This window comes from Moraxella sp. CTOTU47915 (genome assembly GCF_031986685.1).
GTDB classification, from domain to species: Bacteria; Pseudomonadota; Gammaproteobacteria; order Pseudomonadales; family Moraxellaceae; genus Faucicola; species Faucicola tetraodonis.
Window position 1 is genome coordinate 17169 of record NZ_DAMAAE010000002.1, and the last position, 18123, is coordinate 35291.

Here is an 18123-nt window from a genome sequence, read left to right on the forward strand (position 1 = left end):
AATTTAAAAAGTAAAAAAAGTTAAGAGAATACCATGAGTATCGAAATCCGTGATATCACCAAACAGTTTGGTCGCTTTACTGCACTACAACCGATTAATTTAACCGTACCGACGGGCAAATTAACCTCGCTCTTGGGACCTTCAGGCTGCGGTAAGACAACCTTACTGCGCATCATTGCAGGGCTTGAGCTTGCCGATACGGGGCGTATTTTGTTTGATGGTGAAGATGTGACCGATGTGCCTGTCCAGCAGCGTCATATCGGCTTTATGTTCCAGCATTACGCGTTATTTCGCCATATGACCGTGTTTGATAACGTGGCGTTTGGCTTGACCGTCATGCCAAAAAACAAACGCCTAAGCAACGCGGAAATCAGCAAAAAGGTCAATCATCTGCTGGAGCTGGTGCAACTATCCCAAACCGCAAAAAAATACCCGCATCAACTCTCAGGCGGTCAGCGTCAGCGTATCGCATTGGCGCGTGCGCTAGCGGTAGAGCCAAAGCTGTTGTTACTCGATGAGCCATTTGGCGCACTCGATGCCAAGGTGCGTAAAGAATTACGCGCTTGGCTGCGCTCGATTCATCATGAGCTCGGTGTCACCAGTATTTTAGTGACCCATGACCAAGAAGAAGCGGCAGAATTATCCGATGAAATTGTGGTGATGAACCAAGGTCAAATCGTGCAAATTGGGGATTATGAGACGCTGGTCAATCATCCCTCGAATCATTTTGTTGCCAATTTTCTGCAAGATTCGCACGTCGAATATGTGATTTAGCTTAGTTAAATTTAGCCTTAATTAAATTTAGCTCAGTTAAGCAATGTTAAGCAATAAAAAGAGAAGCCCCGTGCTTCTTTTTTATTGCTAATTTTTTTGCTAAAGGTTAGATAAAAAAAAGGGTATTATCACATACCCTTTTAATCGATTGATAAGCGTTAAACCTCGCAATAATTATTTTGCAGAGTGACCTGTCAGCTCAACTTTATGTTTTTGATGCTCTTCTAAGCCTTCATAGTAGTTACGAAGTACCGCTAACACTTCTGGACGGCTGAAGTTATCAGGCACGTCTTCCCCTTCCGATAAGGCTTTACGCAATTTGGTACCTGAGACTTTGACATGATGGCTGGCATCGTGTGGGCAAGTTTTGGTCGATGCCATCGAGTCACAAGCGTCACACCAGAATGTCCAGTCAATTTTTAACGGTTGGGTGATTAAATCATTCGGTTTGAGCGTATCAAAAATATGCTGCGCATCAAACGCGCCATAGTAATCACCCACGCCTGCATGGTCACGCCCGACAATCAAATGGCTACAGCCGTAGTTTTGACGGAACAAGGCATGTAATAATGCTTCACGTGGACCGGCATAGCGCATATCCAGTGGATAGCCTGCTTGGATGACCGTGTCTTTACGGAAGTAATGGTCGATTAATGTACCAATGGCTTCTTGGCGTACGTCTGCAGGAATATCCCCAGGTTTTAATGCACCAAGCAATGAATGAATGAGTACGCCATCACAGATTTCAATGGCGATTTTGGCAAGGTATTCATGTGAGCGGTGCATCGGGTTACGGGTTTGGAAAGCAGCGACGGTTTTCCAGCCATTTTGAGTAAAGATGTCACGGGTTTGTGCCGGAGTGAGGTAGATATCACCATATTTGCTCGGGAATTCGCCTTCGCTTAACACCACCACATCGCCAGCTAGATTGACATCACCTTGTGCCATTACCATGGCAACGCCGGGATGCTCAATTTCTGTGGTGCCAAAGACGGTTTGGCATTCGTGCGCTTTATCAATGCGGTATTTTTCGCTTAAGGTCAAAATCCCCATGATTTCACCTTGGTATTCCAGCGCAATGTCATCACCTGGGTTTAGCGTATCGGCAGTGGCAGTATCGGTCGATAGGGTAATAGGAATGGGCCAAAATACGCCCGCATTGTCGCCGGTGGTTAAATGCATATTGTCACATACGCTTTGCCAGTCTGCTTGGTTCATAAAACCATCTAGCGGGGTAAAGCCGCCAATACCGAGCATAATCAAATCACCGGCTTCACGGGAGCTGATTTGGATTTTTGGGAGATTTTTGGCTTTTTGCTGGGCAGCGGTTAGCGCATCGCCTTTAAGTAATTTTTCTTTTAATGTGTCACTACCGTGCGGTGGTACTAGTTGGCTTAGAGAATGGAGAGTTGAAGTGGCGCTTTGGCTCATCGGATTTCCTATATTAGCGGGTCAAAATTAACGTGTCAAAAAAACAGACGGTTCAAAAAAATTAAGGTAGCGTATAATAGAATATTACGGTTCGCAATAATAAATGCAGTAACTCGATATATTTATGTAAAAATGGAATTTACTAAAAACCCCTTGGGCATTTATGATAGGCAGGTTAAAATTTCACCCAGTTGAAATGGCTGCAACAGCTAAAATTTAAATTTAATTGGTAATTAGAATTTGTAATTACAATTTGTATTAGTGACATAGGAATCCGCATGTATAAATACAACGCAATTGACCAACAATTGGTAGACGATCGGGTCGAGCAGTTTCGCGACCAAACCCGACGTTTTTTGGCTGGCGAGCTCAGTGAAGAAGCGTACTTGCCATTACGCCTGATGAACGGTCTATATATTCAGCGTCATGCGCCGATGCTTCGCGTGGCGATTCCTTATGGTCTGCTTGCGACGTATCAACTGCGTAAACTTGCCGACATCAGCGAAAAATACGACCGTGGCTATGGTCATATCACCACCCGTACCAATATGCAATTTAACTGGCCAAAATTAGAAGAAGTACCCGATATTTTGGCAGAATTGGCATCGGTACAAATGCATGCGATTCAAACCTCGGGCAACTGTATCCGCAATACCACCACTGACCAGTTTGCCGGTGTGACGGCTGATGAAATCGCCGATCCGCGCCCGTATTGTGAAATCATTCGTCAATGGTCAACGTTTCACCCAGAATTTACCTATTTACCGCGTAAATTTAAAATTGCAGTCATCGGTACTTGCTCAGACCGTGCAGCGACACAGCTGCATGACATTGGCCTGCATGTGGTCAAAAATGACGCAGGTGACATTGGCTTTGAAGTGATTGTGGGCGGTGGTCTAGGGCGCACGCCTGTGATTGGCAAAGTGATTCGTCCGTTTTTACCTGAACGCCATTTACTCTCTTATTTAGATGCCATCTTACGTGTCTACAACCAATACGGTCGCCGTGACAATAAATACAAAGCGCGTATCAAGATTTTAGTTGAAAGTATGGGCGCCGAAGCGTTTTCACGAATCGTGGAAGAAGATTGGGAAAAACACAATAAAGACGGTGCATTAACACTGACAGCTGAACAAATTGAACACGCCAAAACCTTCTTTCCACAGCCGGCGTACCAAACATTCAGCCAACAACAATTACAAGCTAGCCAAGACAAACTGGCTACCCAGTTTGAAGATAGCGAGTTTGTGCGTTGGTTTAACCAAAATACCCGCGAGCATAAAGTCAAAGGCTATCACGTGGTGATTATCTCACTCAAACATTTTATGCAAGATACCGGCGATATCACCGCTACCCAAATGCGCGTGGTGGCTGATTTGGCGGATAAATACAGCTTTGGTGAAGTGCGCGGCACCCATCATCAAAACTTGGTGCTCACGGACGTCAAACTTGAAGATGTATATGAGGTCTATCAGGTGCTCAAACAATACCACCTTGCCCGACCAAATATTGGCTTATTGACGGATATTATCTCATGTCCAGGCTTTGACTATTGCTCATTGGCTAATGCCAGTACCTTAAATATCGTTAACCAAGTCAACCAATATTTCCAAGACGCAGACTTTGTCCATGATATTGGTGAAATTCGCCTAAATATGTCAGGCTGTATGAATGCCTGCGCGCATCACCATGTCGCCGATATCGGTATTTTGGGTGTGGATAAAAAAGGCGAGCATTGGTACCAAATCTCGCTGGGTGGTAGATCGGGTCAAAACGCCAAATTAGGCGATATTTTGGGTAAAGCAGTGCCTGTCGATGCGGTTGCGGCGACGGTGGATGATATCCTGCAAGTCTACCTTAAATATCGCCAAGCGGCGGATACCGATTTTGGTAGTGAAACATTTGCCGAAGTGGTCGATCGTATCGGCATTGAGCCATTTAAAGAGTATGTATATCGTGACAAATCAGAACAGCCGGTGGAGGGATAAGCCATGGCACTCATTAACCAAAGCCAAGTGATTGACAATGTAAAGTCCGTGAGCGTGAGTATTCATGAGCAAAAAATCGAGCATATCGACCCATCCCAGTATGCCTCAGATATCACTGAAATTTTGGTGGACTATCGCCCTGTCCAATTTAGCGAGAAAAATCCGCCAAAACCACAGTTAGAAGCGGATGATTTGGTAGCATTATCCAATCGGTTGGGCGATAAAAAACTGGGTATTATTCTATCAGGTGCCAGTGATTATCAGTTTTTGCACCAGGACTTTGTCAAAGTGATGCCGCTATTGTCGGTGATTGTGATTGATTTTCATGGTTTTCGTGATGGACGCGGTTATAGTTTAGCGCAAAAAATCCAACTACACCCCAGTTATAACCCCGCTATAGTGTTGCGCGCTAGTGGTGATATCTTGCCAGATACCTTGCAGCTGCTTACCGAAGTAGGGTTTAGTGAGTTTGATATTGATGACAGTGATTTTAACCCCAGTTGGTTTGATTATTTTGTCGATATCAAACACCGTTATACAGGTCGCAGTGTGACGCAATTACCGATTTTTGCGAATTAATTGTTGAATGATGCTAAGATTGAGCGAATCTAAGGGTTCGCTTTTTTAATGTTAGCCAGTTGCTACCTTATCCTTTTTAACTTCTGGTTTCTGCATTTCAAGTTAATTTGTTAATTCTAAATTTTCATAATAATATCATTAAAAATCATTTTTTAAACATCGCATAATTGATTAGCATAGCGTATCCCAATTTTTCACCATAAAACATTAGGAAATCCAATGAGCAATAAATTAAATATCGACCTAGATAAAGCTAACGCAGAATTGAATGGCAAAAACCCAGAGGAAATCATTGCTTGGGCACTGGCACAAGGTAGTAATCCTATCATCACTACCAACTTTCGCCCTTATGAAGTGGTACTGTTAGAGATGGTTGCCAAACAACGTCCTGACATTAAAGTATTGTTCGTGGATTCTGGCTATAACACTGAAGCGACTTACCGCCATGCGCAAGATTTGATTAAACGTCTAAACTTAAACGTGATTACCTACTTGCCGCAACAAACTGCAGCTTGGCGTGATGTCGAGTTCAACGGTGTACCTAGCGTCAACAACCCAGCGCACGCAAAATTCACTGAGCAAGTCAAACTTGAGCCATTTGGACGTGCGTTAAAAGAAATTGCCCCTGATGTGTGGATTAATGCGATTCGTAAAGACCAAACAGAATTTCGTCAATCGCTTGACGTGTTGTCAGAAAGTAAAGACGGCGTGTTAAAAGTAGCGCCATTGTTCCATTGGTCAGAAGATGACTTAGAAGCTTACTTAAAAGAGCATGATTTACCAAATGAACATGACTACTTTGACCCTACCAAAGTAGAAGAGAACCGTGAATGTGGTCTACACACACAATTATAATTTTTGATCGGCAGTATGTATGAAAATGTTAAGCTGAACCGAAGTTCAGCTTAATTGTTCTTGTCACTATCTAATGTTGAGAATGTCTATGAATACCTTACCGCTATTTTTTAAATTAGAAAATCGCCCCGTGCTTGTGGTTGGCGGTGGGGAAGTGGCACTGCGTAAAGCGGATTTGCTCGATAAAGCTGGCGCGACAATCACCTTTGTCGCACCCAGCTATGAGTCAAGGCTCACCGCGCAATTTAGTGATTCTCGTCATCAATTGATTAACGATGTTTATCAGCAAAAATATTTGGATAAACAAACCATTGTCATTGCTTGTACCGATGATGAAACGGTGAATGCGCAGATTTTTAATGACTGTGAAGCCCGTTTTATCCCAGTCAATGTCGTCGATAATCCACCGCTATGTACCTTTATCTTTCCTGCCATCGTTGACCGCAATCCAATTACCATTGCGGTATCCAGTGCAGGTAAAGCCCCTGTGCTGGCAAGACTGCTGCGAGCCAAAATCGAAACAGTCGTGCCACCGCAATATGGCGAATTGGCAGGGTTGGCCGGTAGATTTCGCGATAAAGTGAAAGCTGCATTGCCGAATGTGACGGCTAGACGTAAGTTTTGGGAACAAGCCTTTGAAGGACAAGTCGCAGAATCGGTATTTGAGGGTAATTCAAATAGCCTAAGCAAAGCTGAAAGCCAACTTGAAACTTTGCTACAACAGCACGCCAACAACCAACCTGCCGATAAAGCACAGCTTGGTAAGGTGTACATTGTGGGCGCAGGGGCAGGCGATCCTGATTTGCTAACCTTTAAAGCGCTACGATTGATGCAACAAGCGGATGTGGTATTTTATGATAATTTGGTTTCAGCGCAGATTCTTGATCTGTGCAGGCGTGATGCCACCAAAATCTACGTCGGCAAAAAAGCCAGTGATCATGCGGTAAGGCAAGAAAAAATCAATGAGCTACTCGTGGAACAGGCGCAGCAAGGAAAACGCGTGTTACGTCTCAAAGGTGGCGACCCGTATGTATTTGGGCGGGGCGGCGAAGAAGCCGAGCAATTGGTCGCAGCGGGGATTGATTTTGAAGTCGTGCCTGGCATTACCGCAGCCACCGCGGCGGCAAGCTGTGCCGGTATTCCATTGACACACCGTGCGTATGCGCACTCTGTCAAGTTCGTCACCGCGTCTCTTAAGACGGATACCATCAATGAAGACTTTGCCAGCTGGCTTGATGATAGCCAAACCGTGGTTTTTTATATGGGATTAAAGCAGCTTGATAAATTGACGAGTGGCTTGATTAACGCAGGAAAAAATCCCAGTACGCCGATTGCGATTGTGTCAAATGCCAGCTTGCCGCATCAGCAAGTATTGACAGGTACGCTCGAGACCATCGTGGCAAAACAAGCCGAGGCGAACTTACCCGCCCCAGCGATTTTAATTATGGGCAATGTGGTTAAGCTACATCACAGACTTCATAAACGATAGCAATCTTTAATTGATGGGGTATGGCAGTTAAAAAAGCTTGCAGATTGGGGTAAATACTTATAACTTAGATATCCGTTAGAAAAATTAACGAATTGGTTCGATAACAGAAACATTTTTGTCACAATTTAATATTACGTTTTTGTGAAAGGATTTATGTATATTGTAGCAATACATATAATTTGTATCTGCTACAACATCAACTAGTAATTTAGAAGGATAGGGATATGCGACTAAAACCTAAAATGATTTTAACCAATCTGTCATTGGCTTTAATGTTGGTGATATCACCCATTGCCCAAAGCAAACTATTACCACAACCAGCCACCAATGCTAGCCAGTTAGCGGCAAATCGCTACGATAGCAGTAATGCTATCTTTCATCCTGTCTATGGTAAAAATGGTATGGTGGCTTCCGAGCAAGGGTTAGCGACGCAAGTTGGTTTGGATATATTAAAACAAGGCGGCAATGCTATCGATGCGGCGGTCGCGGTTGGATTTGCCTTAGCAGTCGTCTTGCCAAATGCAGGCAACATTGGTGGTGGTGGTTTTATGGTGTTGCATGATGATAAAACTGGCAAAGATGTTGCCATTGATTTTCGCGAAATTGCGCCAGCCAAAGCCAGCCGTGATATGTACCTTGATAGTCAAGGTAATGTTATTGATGGAAAATCATTGTTCACGCATGACGCTTCAGGTGTGCCTGGGACAGTAGCTGGTATGGAATACGCGCTAAAAAAATGGGGTACCATGCCATTATCTAAAGTGCTTGAGCCTGCAATCAAGCTTGCAGACAAAGGGTTTATTGTCAGTGATGTATTGGCACAGACGTTAAAAGAAGAAAAATCAACACTGGGTAAATGGGCAGCTAGCAAAGCGATTTTTTTCAAAAACGGTGAACCGCTGAAATCTGGTGATTTGTTGGTACAAAAAGACTTGGCGAAATCATTGCGTTTGATTGCCAAACAAGGGGCAAAAGCATTTTATCAAGGTGAAATCGCCACAAAAATTGCTAAAGAAATGCAATCACATGGTGGCACAATGACACTTGAAGATTTAAAAGCCTATAAAGTTGTTGAGCGTCAGCCAATTATTGGTGATTATCGAGGCTATAAAGTTGTTACCATGCCACCCCCAAGTTCGGGTGGTGTACATTTGATTGAGATATTAAATATGCTTGAGCATTACCCTATCAAAGAAGATGGGGTAAATAGTGCCAAAAATATTCACCACATGGCAGAGAGTATGAAATTAGCCTATGCTGACCGCTCAGAATATTTGGGCGACCCGGATTTTGTCAAAATCCCTGTCACAGGTTTAACATCGAAAGCATATGCTAATGAACGGGTCAAAACGATTGATGATAATAAAGCAAGACTTTCATCAGACATTAAACCTGGTAAACCACAACCTTATGAAAGTGACCAGACTACGCATTTTTCAGTCATGGATAAAGCGGGCAATGCCGCTGCTGTCACCTATACATTAAATCTTAACTTTGGTAGTGGCATTGTTGTAGAAGGCACAGGGATTTTACTCAATAATGAAATGGATGACTTCTCAGTGAAACCCGGTGTGCCAAATGCGTTTGGTCTAGTGGGCGGTGCTGCCAATGCGATTGAAGCAAAAAAACGTCCACTTTCTTCAATGACACCAACGATTGTCATGAAAAATAATAAACCTTGGCTTGTGACAGGTAGCCCAGGTGGGGCTCGTATCATCACGACTGTATTGCAAAGTGTGGTTAATACGATTGACCATGAAATGAATCCCGCAGAAGCGATAATTACACCACGCGTTCATCACCAATGGTTACCCGATGAGCTTAGAGTTGAAGCAGGCATTAGTCCTGATACGATAAAATTGTTGCAAGACAAAGGTCATAAAGTTGTTACTAAAGCACCAATGGGACGTATTCAAATTATTCAAGCTGATGGTTCTGGGTTTTATGGCTATTCTGACCCAAGAAATCCTGATGGCAAAACATTAGGTTTCTAAACTGTGCAGTAAACAAGACGTGAGTGATGCTACTCACGTTTTTTTTGCTAACAAAATATATCAAGATTATTTTTGCAATTAGTAGCCCAGTAAATCTTGAATAATTTTATCTACTGTACCACTTTTCGCCAATCTTGCATTTTGCCCTGCCCACAGTGAGCTAAACTCATCACTTCCCATACTTTCGGCTTTGGCTTTAATGGGGTTACTGACAAACGATGCATGGGGAAATGGCGGTGCAGACTTGCTAATATACCCCGTTTCTTGCATAAAGCGATTGACAATCCCGCGTGCTAAGCCGCCACTAAATAGATTGGTTAAAGCCGTGTGTTCGGCTCGCTCACTTTGCAGTGCCTTGCGGTGAAAGTCTTTGGTATCACACTCATCTGCCAGCAAAAATGCAGTACCTACTTGTACTGCGCTGGCTCCGATAGCAAACGCTGCTTGTGCGGTAGCGTTGTCGCTGATGCCGCCTGCCGCAATCACCGGCAAACTGACAGAGCGGATGATATTGGGCAGTAGGCTAAAAGTGCCCGCTTGCAGCGTGACATCTTGGCTTAAAAACATACCCCGATGCCCGCCTGCTTCCAATCCCTGCGCGATAATCATATCCGCCCCATTGGCTTGCAACCAGCGCGCTTCCGCAGGCGTGGTGGCGGACGATATCACAATCGCCCCGGATTTTTTGACGATATTTAACAAAGCTTTGTCCGGTAGCCCAAAATGAAAACTCACCACAGGGACTTTTAAATCCGCCAATAGCGCTGCTTGTTCATGGGTAAATGGCTGACGTCCACCGGTCGTAGCTATCTCATCTTGGGTCAAACCCAATTGTTGATAATAAGTTTGTAGGGTATTCAACCATTTTTCTTGCATCGCTTGGGTATAGTCAGGTTGTTGATGGGCAAAAAAATTGACATTAAAGGGGGCGTCAGTCGCTTGACGGATACTCGCAATTTCACTTTCGATTTTTTGTAGGCTGAGCAGGGCGCCGGGGAGTGAGCCAAGTCCGCCTGCTTGGCAGACAGCGATAGCAAGTTTGCTGTCTTGGACACCTGCCATAGGCGCTTGGATGATCGGTAATTGAACTTTAACGTAGTCAAGAAAGCTGTTAATTGCCTTGGTATGATGGGTCATTTTATGTTCCTTGTTATTGTTTTAATGTGTTTGTCTTTATGTTATGGGCTCACAGGGCAAAAATCGAAAACCATGTTAGTGTATCGCCAATAGATGACATTGAAAAGCACTATATGGAAAACCGCTACATGCCCGTTATAAATCGGCTGAATATAAAAAAGCCCCAGTAACATCACTGGGGCTTTTTTGACTAGTTAATTTAGGTTGACTATTTAGGCGCTAAGTTTAGGTATTAAGTGGCTTAGGTACCAAGTCTAGATATTAGGCGCTTGGAATCGCCATTAACAGCGCTTGTCTTGCGTCGGTATTGTGTTTGAATTCGCCCAGTAGTGACATACTGCGGGTATCGGATTTTTGTTTCATCACCCCGCGCATCATCATGCACATATGCGCGGCATCCATCACCACCGCCGCGCCCTTCGCCCCTGTCATATCCATCACCGCTTGTGCGATTTGGCGGGTTAGGTTTTCTTGAATTTGCAAACGTCGCGCGTACATATCCACGATACGTGCCATTTTTGACAGTCCAATCACTTTGCCATCGGGCAGATACGCCACATGGGCCACGCCATAAAAAGGCAACATGTGATGCTCACACATCGAATAAAACTCGATATTTTTTACCATAACCAATTCATTATTGTCAGTTGGAAAAATCGCGTTATTGGTAATTTCGACCAAATCTTGATGATAGCCTTGGGTCAAAAAACTAAAGGCTTTAGCAGCACGTTCTGGGGTATTAAGTAGTCCCTCACGTGTTAAGTCTTCCCCTGTTGATGCAATTAGGGTGCGGTAGGCATCACTGTTTTGTTGGATAATCTCGTCAAAATTTGCAGGCATAGTCATGATAACATTTAAGTTTAAAAAAATAGGCATAGCTTAACGCTTTACCACTATTTGTAAAGCGATTTTTGTCACAAACGCCATGAAAATCACTAAATTTGCTTTGTTTGGGTTTTTTGCTAGAATTACTCCCTAATTTTGAGCTATTATAGTGCATATTCGTTCACTGAAAAATAAGGAAAAACCATGCTATTAACAGGGAAGCGTTTCGTTGTTACCGGTATCGCCAGTAAATTATCGATTGCTTGGGGTATCGCAGAAGCGTTACATCGTGAAGGCGCGAGTTTAATTTTGACCTATCCGAATGAAAAAATGAAAAAACGCGTGGATATGGCAGCCGAAACTTTTGGTGCAGAGAAGGTATTGGCGTGTGATGTGGCGTCAGATAGCGAAATCGAAGCGTGTTTTGCCCAAGTTGCTGCACACTGGCCAGATGGCATTGATGGGGTCGTGCATGCGATTGGTTTTGCCCCTGCCGATCAGCTAGATGGTGATTTTACCCAAGTGACCACCCGTGAAGGCTTTGCCATTGCCCATGATATTAGTAGCTACAGCTTTGTGGCGCTTGCTAAAGCCAGCCGTGAATTGCTGGCAAAACGCCAAGGCTCACTGTTAACCTTGACGTATGAAGGTAGTATTCATGTGTTGCCAAACTACAATGTCATGGGTCTAGCCAAAGCCAGTCTGGAAGCGAGCATTCGCTACCTTGCCAGCTCTCTGGGTAGCGATGGTATCCGTGTCAATGGGATTTCTGCAGGTCCGATTCGTACCTTGGCGGCAAGCGGTATCAAATCATTCCGTAAAATGCTCGACACCAACGCCAAAATGTCACCACTACAGCGCAATGTCAATATTGAAGAAGTCGGCAATGCCGCGATGTTCTTGTTATCGCCTTGGGCGTCTGGTATAACCGGCGAGATTTTATTTGTCGATGCAGGTTTTAATACCGTGGCACTCTCTGAACAAGTGATGATGCAGGTAGAAGACTAATTTTTAGACTGCTATGTTGATAAAAGAGCGACCATGGTTGCTCTTTTTTTTGCTTGCTGTTTTTTGCTTACTTTTTTTGCTTGATGTTTGGATGGGGATTGCAAAGCCGTCTGGTTAAGCTTACCATTTTTTGTCAGGCTTAACATGTTGGGCAAATCAGCTAAAGACTGATAAATGGCGGTATATAATGATTAATAAATTACCCAAGTGGATTTTATGGGGTGGCTGCGTGCTGGCGTTTAATGCAGGCTGTATCAATAGCACCGCATTAGTCGGCTTCACGCACTTATCTGCTTCGCATGTAACGGGCAATGTGACGCTATTTGCTACAGCATTGGCGGAACAGCATTACCAGCAGATGGCAATGGTTTGTATCGTGCTGTTATCGTTTTTATCTGGGGCAGTTATCAGTGGCTTTGTGGTGGGTAGTACGGCATTAAAAGAAGGTAAGCGCTATGGCAACGCTTTGTTAATTGAAGCAAGTTTATTAATCATCAGTTTGATTTTATTTAGCTACCAGTCATTTTGGGGGCAGGTGTTTGCCGCCATGGCTTGCGGCTTGCAAAATTCGATGGTCGCGACCTATAGCGGTGCCGTGATTCGCACCACCCATTTGACAGGATTGACCTCAGATATGGGCTCAGCCTTGGGTAATTGGCTGGCGGGCAGACCGATTGATAAGAAAATGTTCGTGTTTCAAGCGATGATATGGTATAGCTTTTGCGGGGGCGGGGTATTAGGTGCTTTGGGCTATATCCACTATAAATACATGACGCTGATGTTACCCATTGTGATTGTGTTATCGTCAGCGCTGGCTTATCAAGTATATTTATTAACCCGTAAAAAAACGGCTAAGTAAATACCTTAACCGTTTGATTTTATCTTATTCTTATTCTTCATCTTCGAATTTTTTCGCCTCATGTAACATATCAAGTAGCGATTCATCAGAGCCCTTAGAGGTAGGAGTGCTCGCATTATCTTGGTTAATGTCGGTACGATTGATGCCTTCCATCGCTTCATTGGCAACATTAGATTGGGCGTTGTCTAATTGAGATTTGTCGATAGGTTTAGCGTTATTGTTGTCTGTCATGGTCATCTCCTTGTTTTTTTCTTTTATACGGTTGTTTTCTTTTATACGTTAGACCTAGTAAGCTTAATATTATAAGTAAACCAAATGGCTTACAATACTTAAAAATGAAACGTAACCAAAAACATACTCATGAGTGATGTAGGGATAAGTTTATCACTTTGTTGCGGTGTATTGCATGCTTTGGATTGTATAACTGTTAAGTAAGTTAGGGGGATTGACAAAATGCTAGCGACACTGGCTGTCGCGAATGTTGCAATTCAGGCGGTTTTTTCATTGAGCGGTGATGGTGGTGCATTTTTTTGCTGTATAATTTTTTGAGCCACACACTTACGATCTATAAAAATTCTTGAGTATTTACTGCATGCTAACGATTGTACAAAGTAATAAAATCGATAAGCTATTTGACCATTTGTTAAAGGCTTACAAAAATCCCAGTTATCAAAGCTCAATTTTTGAGCCATTTCAGGTGATTGTGCCATCTAAAGTCATGGGGGAGTGGTTAAAAAAACAAGTCGCAGATAAGGCAGGCATCAGCACCTTAGTAACCACCGAATTTTGGGGTCGCTATTTTTTGGGTCTGATGCAGCGGGTTTTAAGAACGTATGCGCGCATCTCGGAAGACGACGATGTATTAGACGTGCCGGAAGTGGCAATGCTATCCAAAAACGTCATGCAGTGGCAAATCTTTGGCTATTTAACCCAATACCAACAAGAGATTGTGGAGGAGCCGCAACATCCGCTTTATCCATTTTTATCGCCGTTGGTTGAAGATAAAGAAGCAGATAGCCCAAATGCGACTGGTTTTGCACCTGATACACCCGCCACCATTGACAGTTTGAGCTGGGCGAATAACCAATCGCTACTGTCTAATGACGTGATTAGCCAATCTGCTGAATTACAAACCCAAGATCAACGCATCTGGCAGCTAGCCAGTGATATGGCAAATATGCTCAATCGCTACATGACTTATCGCCCGCAGTGGCTCAGTAATTGGGGGCAAGACAAGCCTGTCGCGGTGAGTGACATGATTGCCAAAAAAGATGCGCTGCATAACCGCTTAAACGGGCGGGATGCGTCCAACGCCATTGAGACGCCTGACTGGCTCGTTGAGCACTACGAACAACTAGAAGCGGCGCAGCGATTTTTATGGCGGCAGCTGTTTGATGATGATTACCGGTTTCGCGAGCAGTTACATAATCAGTTTTGGCAGGCATTAAACCATTCAGACACCCGTATCCGCAATATCAGCCGTAGCAAGTTACCAAAGCACGTGTTTTTATTTACTTTGCAGCAGTTACCGCCGACAGAGTTACTGGACTTACAACGCTTAGGGGTATTAACCGACGTCACGATTTTACACTTTAACCCATCAGAGCAATTTTGGGCAGATATCGTCGATAAAAACTGGCTCATGCAGATGCAAATGGAAGACGATGCCAGCAAGCATGACGCTTGGTATCTAAAAGATTATGGTCATACCTTGTTGTCACGGTTTGGCAAACAATCGCGTGAAGTGTTTGCCATGCTCGCAAGCTTATCGGGTAATGAATATGAGCATGTGCTATGGCAAGATGATTTTGATAACACACCGCCCAATACGTTACTCGAATTTATCCAACATGACATCTTGATGCTAGAAGAAGTCGCGACGACCGCCAAAATCAATGACATGCTTAAACTGGTGAAAGGCGATGAAACAAAAGCAGCAAAGGCAGCAAAAGCAGCGAATGAAGATAGCCGCCAAAACCTCGCGCAGCAAACCCAGCTTTTGCAGCAGCAGCTTGCCAATATTCAAAGTAATGGGCTGAAAGATATTGAATCCACGCTTGGTCTATACAAAGCCATTAAAGACAAACTCAAGCAAGAATCCAATAAGCAACTTGAAAACGTGGAAAAATGGCGACCCAAACCCCTTGATACCAGTATTGCCATTCATGTCTGTCATAGCATGGTGCGCCAGCTTGAAGTGCTACGCAGTATGATTATCGGGTGGCTAAATTATAGCGATATGCAAGCCACACCCGCGCAGATTCCCACCGATCCTTGGGATAGACGAGCATTGTCAGATATTTTGGTATTATTGCCCGACATCGAAACCCACCAAAACATCATCGAAGCCACGTTCCCCAAACATGTGGGCGGTGATGGCTATCAGTTGCCCGCCAAAGTGACAGGCGTGGTGGCAAAAGATATCAACCTGCTTTGGCAAGCGATTACAGGGTACTACACGCTGCTCAATCGTGCGGGCGCTCGGTTTCAGCGTAGCGAAGTATTTGATTGGTTGATGCTAGCGCCGCTATATGAAAGCTTTGGGCTTAATTTGGAGCAGATGACCCGTGCTTGTGATTTGCTGACTCAGGCAGGATTTATTCGCGGGTTTGACGAGCTGCATTTGCAGCAAACCTTAAGTGCCGCCGATGATGACTATCGATACACCTTTGCTTATGCGCTTGAGCGCTTGGTCGCTGGCGTGATGATGCCCAAAGCCACGGTGGTCAGTTTTGGCGAGTATACCAATAGCTTTGGCGTGGTAGAGAAGTTTGTACCACTGACAAACTTGACCATGGCAGATGCCGACATCGTCGCTGTGCTGTGTGATATTTATCAAACGTTGGATGAAAATCGTCACCTAGGTACTGACGTTAAAACCTTGCCTGACTGGCTAAGCCAAATAGAAAAGCTCATTCAACAAAAATTTAGCCTATTTAATCAAACCAATGCGTGGCGCGCGATTTTTGCCGCACAAAATGACCTAAAAGAAAATATCGAAGCCAATAGCAAATACCTCGCTACGGTAACAAGCAAAACCGCAAAAAACTCCAACCCACCTACCGAGTCCGTGCAACAAATTGACACCGAGAATTTGCCACTTAAACTCACTTTTGTACTTGAAAACATCGCCCAATCGATTATCAATCAGCAAGTAAGTGCCGAGCCCTCAGGCGTGATTACCTTTGCCCGTATCGGTTCAGTGCGCAGCCTGCCGTATAAGTTGGTGGTGATGCTCAATTTAAATTTATCTGAGTTTCCAAAGCAAGAGCAGCAAAACCGTTATAACTTGATGCAGGCAGGATTGCCCATTCGCGGTGACAGATTTCGAGAAGATGACGATTTAGGCGCGTTTTTGGATGCGTTGCTGTGCGCCAAGCAAGCGTGCTGGATATTTTATAATGGTAAAAGTACCACAGATACCCACGAGCATTTACCTGCCAGTCCCGTACAGGAATTACTCGACTTTTTGCAAAACCGAATAGCGAGTGATGACGCTATTCTTGATCCCAATAACGACTTAAATAGCCTAAGCAATAATTTTCAAAATTCCCCATCAACCAACTTTGAACAATGGGTAAAAGCGTATTTGGTCACCCATCATGCCGCCTTGCCATTTGATAAAAGTTATTTTGAATTGCCGCAAACTGAGCAAAAAAACGAGCAAAAAAGCGAGCATAAAGATAAAGGTATTCAAAGTCCCGAGCAAATTAATGACGATAGGGTATCCGCGGATTTACAACAAACCACAGCTACTCTAAACCAGCAAATCAAGCTGTCAAAAACTGCCCTGTACCCACCTGCCAAAATCTGGCACAATCTTTATACCGCGCTGCAAGATAAAGAAGCCACGTCCACTCAGCCAATCGTGCAAGTTTGGGATACAAAGCAACTAACCGACTGGCTATCGCAGTGGCAACAACTAAAACAGCGTTTGTCCGACCTGCCTGAACAGTCGCAGCAGCATTATGTCAATTTAAGCAAAATCGTTGGTAATCTAGCCGATCCTGCCAAAGCCTTTGTGAAGGCACAAAACATTGCTATCGCTGCCCAAGGTGATAATGATAGTGGTGGCAATGATAGAAATGACAATGATAACGAGTTTGAATCGTTAACCTTGGATGCGTTAGATGGCTGGTTGTTGCGTAAATCTTTGTTAGATGCTTTTTTTGCCCAAGCCTTGTCCGATAAAAGCGATAATACCCATAATACTCATAGCAACGAGATGAAACTGGCAGCAAACGCGCAAAAGCCAATCATTCAAGAATCAATCAACATCGCTATCAATGAGTTATTACCAGCCGGGGTGAACCGCTACCAATCGTTGCAGCAAAATCAGCAACAACTCAAAAAAGATTTGCAGGACTTTGTTCATCACTTAAAAACCATCAGCCAACAGCTCGATGCTACTGAGGCAAAGTTATTAGGGAATTTCTATTCAGACAAATTTGGCGCATTAGATGTACAGAACACTGATGAGGTCGTCCACTGGGTGGCAACGGCGTTGACCCCCTGTGAAGAGCAGCGAATCGCCATTAGCGCCTTGGCGCTGGATAAACAAGCGGGGCTGATGGACAGTAAAGAAAGCTGGGTCATCACTGCCAACTTGCCATTATATAAACCGTATCAATCAATTGAAGATAAGGTTGCCGCAGCTGACAATCCCAGCTATTGGTTAAATTATTTGCCAACCTCGGGCAAAGAAAAATACCTGTTACAATTTTGGCTCCATCATTTATGTTGGCAAGTACTTCGCCGCACCACGGCTCAACAAGCAAAGCTGAATGATGGCTTTTCGCTATGGCAGTTTAGCAATAAAAAAACCGTGTATTTACCTGCCATCCCTTGTGAGCAAGCCTGTGGTTATTTGCAGGATATTGTGATGGTGTATCAACTCATTGATAGCGTCGTAACCATTGTACCGCCCGCTTTTTGCCTGTCATTTTTACAAAAACAGCAAAAACAGCCAGAGGCGCCAGCCAGCCAGCATCTAGGTGATTGGCTAAAAGACAGTAATTTTAATTTTGTGGATGTGAATCAGTTTGACTACCCGATTTGGCAGCATTTAATCGGCGATTATAAACCATCGGTGGTTATTGGGTTTGCACAGACGCTGGGCGCGCTGATTTATGAGCCTATGTTATCTATGCTTAAAGAATTGCACCAACTTATTGAAGCATGACA

Annotated in this window: 12 protein-coding genes and 1 pseudogene; 9 read left to right on the top strand and 4 right to left on the bottom strand. The window is 44.0% G+C overall.

Features of this window, described 5'->3' with window-relative positions:
• Positions 1-33: 33 nt before the first annotated feature.
• Positions 34-744 (top strand): annotated as a pseudogene (locus tag RTL34_RS02330) (sulfate/molybdate ABC transporter ATP-binding protein); the annotation flags it as partial.
• A gap of 204 nt (positions 745-948) precedes the next feature.
• Here RTL34_RS02330 and sat read toward each other — a convergent pair.
• The gene (sat, locus tag RTL34_RS02335; RefSeq protein WP_312114291.1) at positions 949-2205 is read right to left on the bottom strand and encodes a sulfate adenylyltransferase; all 1257 of its coding nucleotides are present in this window, start codon (positions 2203-2205) and stop codon (positions 949-951) included.
• A 278-nt stretch (positions 2206-2483) separates the two neighbouring features.
• On the opposite strand from sat, the gene RTL34_RS02340 reads away from it, so the two are divergent.
• The 5 genes from RTL34_RS02340 to ggt all read left to right on the top strand — a co-directional run bounded on the left by RTL34_RS02340 (position 2484) and on the right by ggt (position 9110).
• Complete coding sequence (locus tag RTL34_RS02340) at positions 2484-4193, top strand: nitrite/sulfite reductase (protein ID WP_312114293.1); 1710 nt, start codon at positions 2484-2486, stop codon at positions 4191-4193.
• A 3-nt stretch (positions 4194-4196) separates the two neighbouring features.
• Positions 4197-4772: a DUF934 domain-containing protein gene (locus RTL34_RS02345; protein ID WP_248145677.1), complete on the top strand. Its 576-nt coding sequence runs from the start codon at positions 4197-4199 to the stop codon at positions 4770-4772.
• Between the two features lie 219 nt (positions 4773-4991).
• Positions 4992-5627: a phosphoadenosine phosphosulfate reductase domain-containing protein gene (locus RTL34_RS02350; RefSeq protein ID WP_312114297.1), complete on the top strand. Its 636-nt coding sequence runs from the start codon at positions 4992-4994 to the stop codon at positions 5625-5627.
• Positions 5628-5715: 88 nt separating this feature from the next.
• Positions 5716-7116 (top strand): siroheme synthase CysG, encoded by a 1401-nt coding sequence (gene cysG, locus RTL34_RS02355; RefSeq protein ID WP_312114299.1) that lies wholly within the window; start codon positions 5716-5718, stop codon positions 7114-7116.
• A gap of 224 nt (positions 7117-7340) precedes the next feature.
• A complete protein-coding gene (ggt, locus tag RTL34_RS02360; protein ID WP_312114301.1) occupies positions 7341-9110 on the top strand; it encodes a gamma-glutamyltransferase in 1770 nt (589 codons plus the stop codon).
• A 78-nt stretch (positions 9111-9188) separates the two neighbouring features.
• On the opposite strand, the gene RTL34_RS02365 is transcribed toward ggt, so the two are convergent.
• Together RTL34_RS02365 and folE are read right to left on the bottom strand one after the other, a co-directional pair.
• On the bottom strand, positions 9189-10247 hold the full coding sequence (locus tag RTL34_RS02365) for an NAD(P)H-dependent flavin oxidoreductase (RefSeq protein WP_312114303.1): 1059 nt from the start codon (positions 10245-10247) through the stop codon (positions 9189-9191).
• Between the two features lie 261 nt (positions 10248-10508).
• The gene (folE, locus tag RTL34_RS02370; protein ID WP_060995758.1) at positions 10509-11087 is read right to left on the bottom strand and encodes a GTP cyclohydrolase I FolE; all 579 of its coding nucleotides are present in this window, start codon (positions 11085-11087) and stop codon (positions 10509-10511) included.
• Between the two features lie 189 nt (positions 11088-11276).
• On the opposite strand from folE, the gene RTL34_RS02375 reads away from it, so the two are divergent.
• Entirely contained in the window at positions 11277-12080 is an 804-nt protein-coding gene (locus tag RTL34_RS02375; protein ID WP_076776629.1) for an enoyl-ACP reductase FabI, read from the top strand.
• A 187-nt stretch (positions 12081-12267) separates the two neighbouring features.
• Complete coding sequence (locus RTL34_RS02380) at positions 12268-12939, top strand: YoaK family protein (RefSeq protein WP_312114306.1); 672 nt, start codon at positions 12268-12270, stop codon at positions 12937-12939.
• 30 nt (positions 12940-12969) lie between these two features.
• Here the strand turns inward: RTL34_RS02380 and RTL34_RS02385 are convergent, their stop codons facing one another.
• The gene (locus RTL34_RS02385; protein ID WP_076776633.1) at positions 12970-13170 is read right to left on the bottom strand and encodes a hypothetical protein; all 201 of its coding nucleotides are present in this window, start codon (positions 13168-13170) and stop codon (positions 12970-12972) included.
• Positions 13171-13531: 361 nt separating this feature from the next.
• Here RTL34_RS02385 and RTL34_RS02390 point away from each other — a divergent pair, with 361 nt between their 5' ends.
• Positions 13532-18121 carry an exodeoxyribonuclease V subunit gamma gene (locus tag RTL34_RS02390; protein WP_312114308.1) on the top strand — a complete coding sequence of 1530 codons (4590 nt, stop codon included), beginning with the start codon at positions 13532-13534 and terminating at the stop codon, positions 18119-18121.
• Positions 18122-18123: the final 2 nt, after the last annotated feature.

Bases quoted from the DNA above. Each gene is read 5' to 3' on its own strand.
- RTL34_RS02375 (WP_076776629.1), top strand. From the start codon at position 11,277: ATGCTATTAACAGGGAAGCGTTTCGTTGTTACCGGTATCGCCAGTAAA.
- folE (WP_060995758.1), bottom strand. From the start codon at position 11,087: ATGCCTGCAAATTTTGACGAGATTATCCAACAAAACAGTGATGCCTAC.
- RTL34_RS02390 (WP_312114308.1), top strand. From the start codon at position 13,532: ATGCTAACGATTGTACAAAGTAATAAAATCGATAAGCTATTTGACCAT.
- RTL34_RS02340 (WP_312114293.1), top strand. From the start codon at position 2,484: ATGTATAAATACAACGCAATTGACCAACAATTGGTAGACGATCGGGTC.
- ggt (WP_312114301.1), top strand. From the start codon at position 7,341: ATGCGACTAAAACCTAAAATGATTTTAACCAATCTGTCATTGGCTTTA.
- RTL34_RS02385 (WP_076776633.1), bottom strand. From the start codon at position 13,170: ATGACAGACAACAATAACGCTAAACCTATCGACAAATCTCAATTAGAC.
- RTL34_RS02345 (WP_248145677.1), top strand. From the start codon at position 4,197: ATGGCACTCATTAACCAAAGCCAAGTGATTGACAATGTAAAGTCCGTG.
- RTL34_RS02365 (WP_312114303.1), bottom strand. From the start codon at position 10,247: ATGACCCATCATACCAAGGCAATTAACAGCTTTCTTGACTACGTTAAA.
- RTL34_RS02380 (WP_312114306.1), top strand. From the start codon at position 12,268: ATGATTAATAAATTACCCAAGTGGATTTTATGGGGTGGCTGCGTGCTG.
- sat (WP_312114291.1), bottom strand. From the start codon at position 2,205: ATGAGCCAAAGCGCCACTTCAACTCTCCATTCTCTAAGCCAACTAGTA.
- RTL34_RS02350 (WP_312114297.1), top strand. From the start codon at position 4,992: ATGAGCAATAAATTAAATATCGACCTAGATAAAGCTAACGCAGAATTG.
- cysG (WP_312114299.1), top strand. From the start codon at position 5,716: ATGAATACCTTACCGCTATTTTTTAAATTAGAAAATCGCCCCGTGCTT.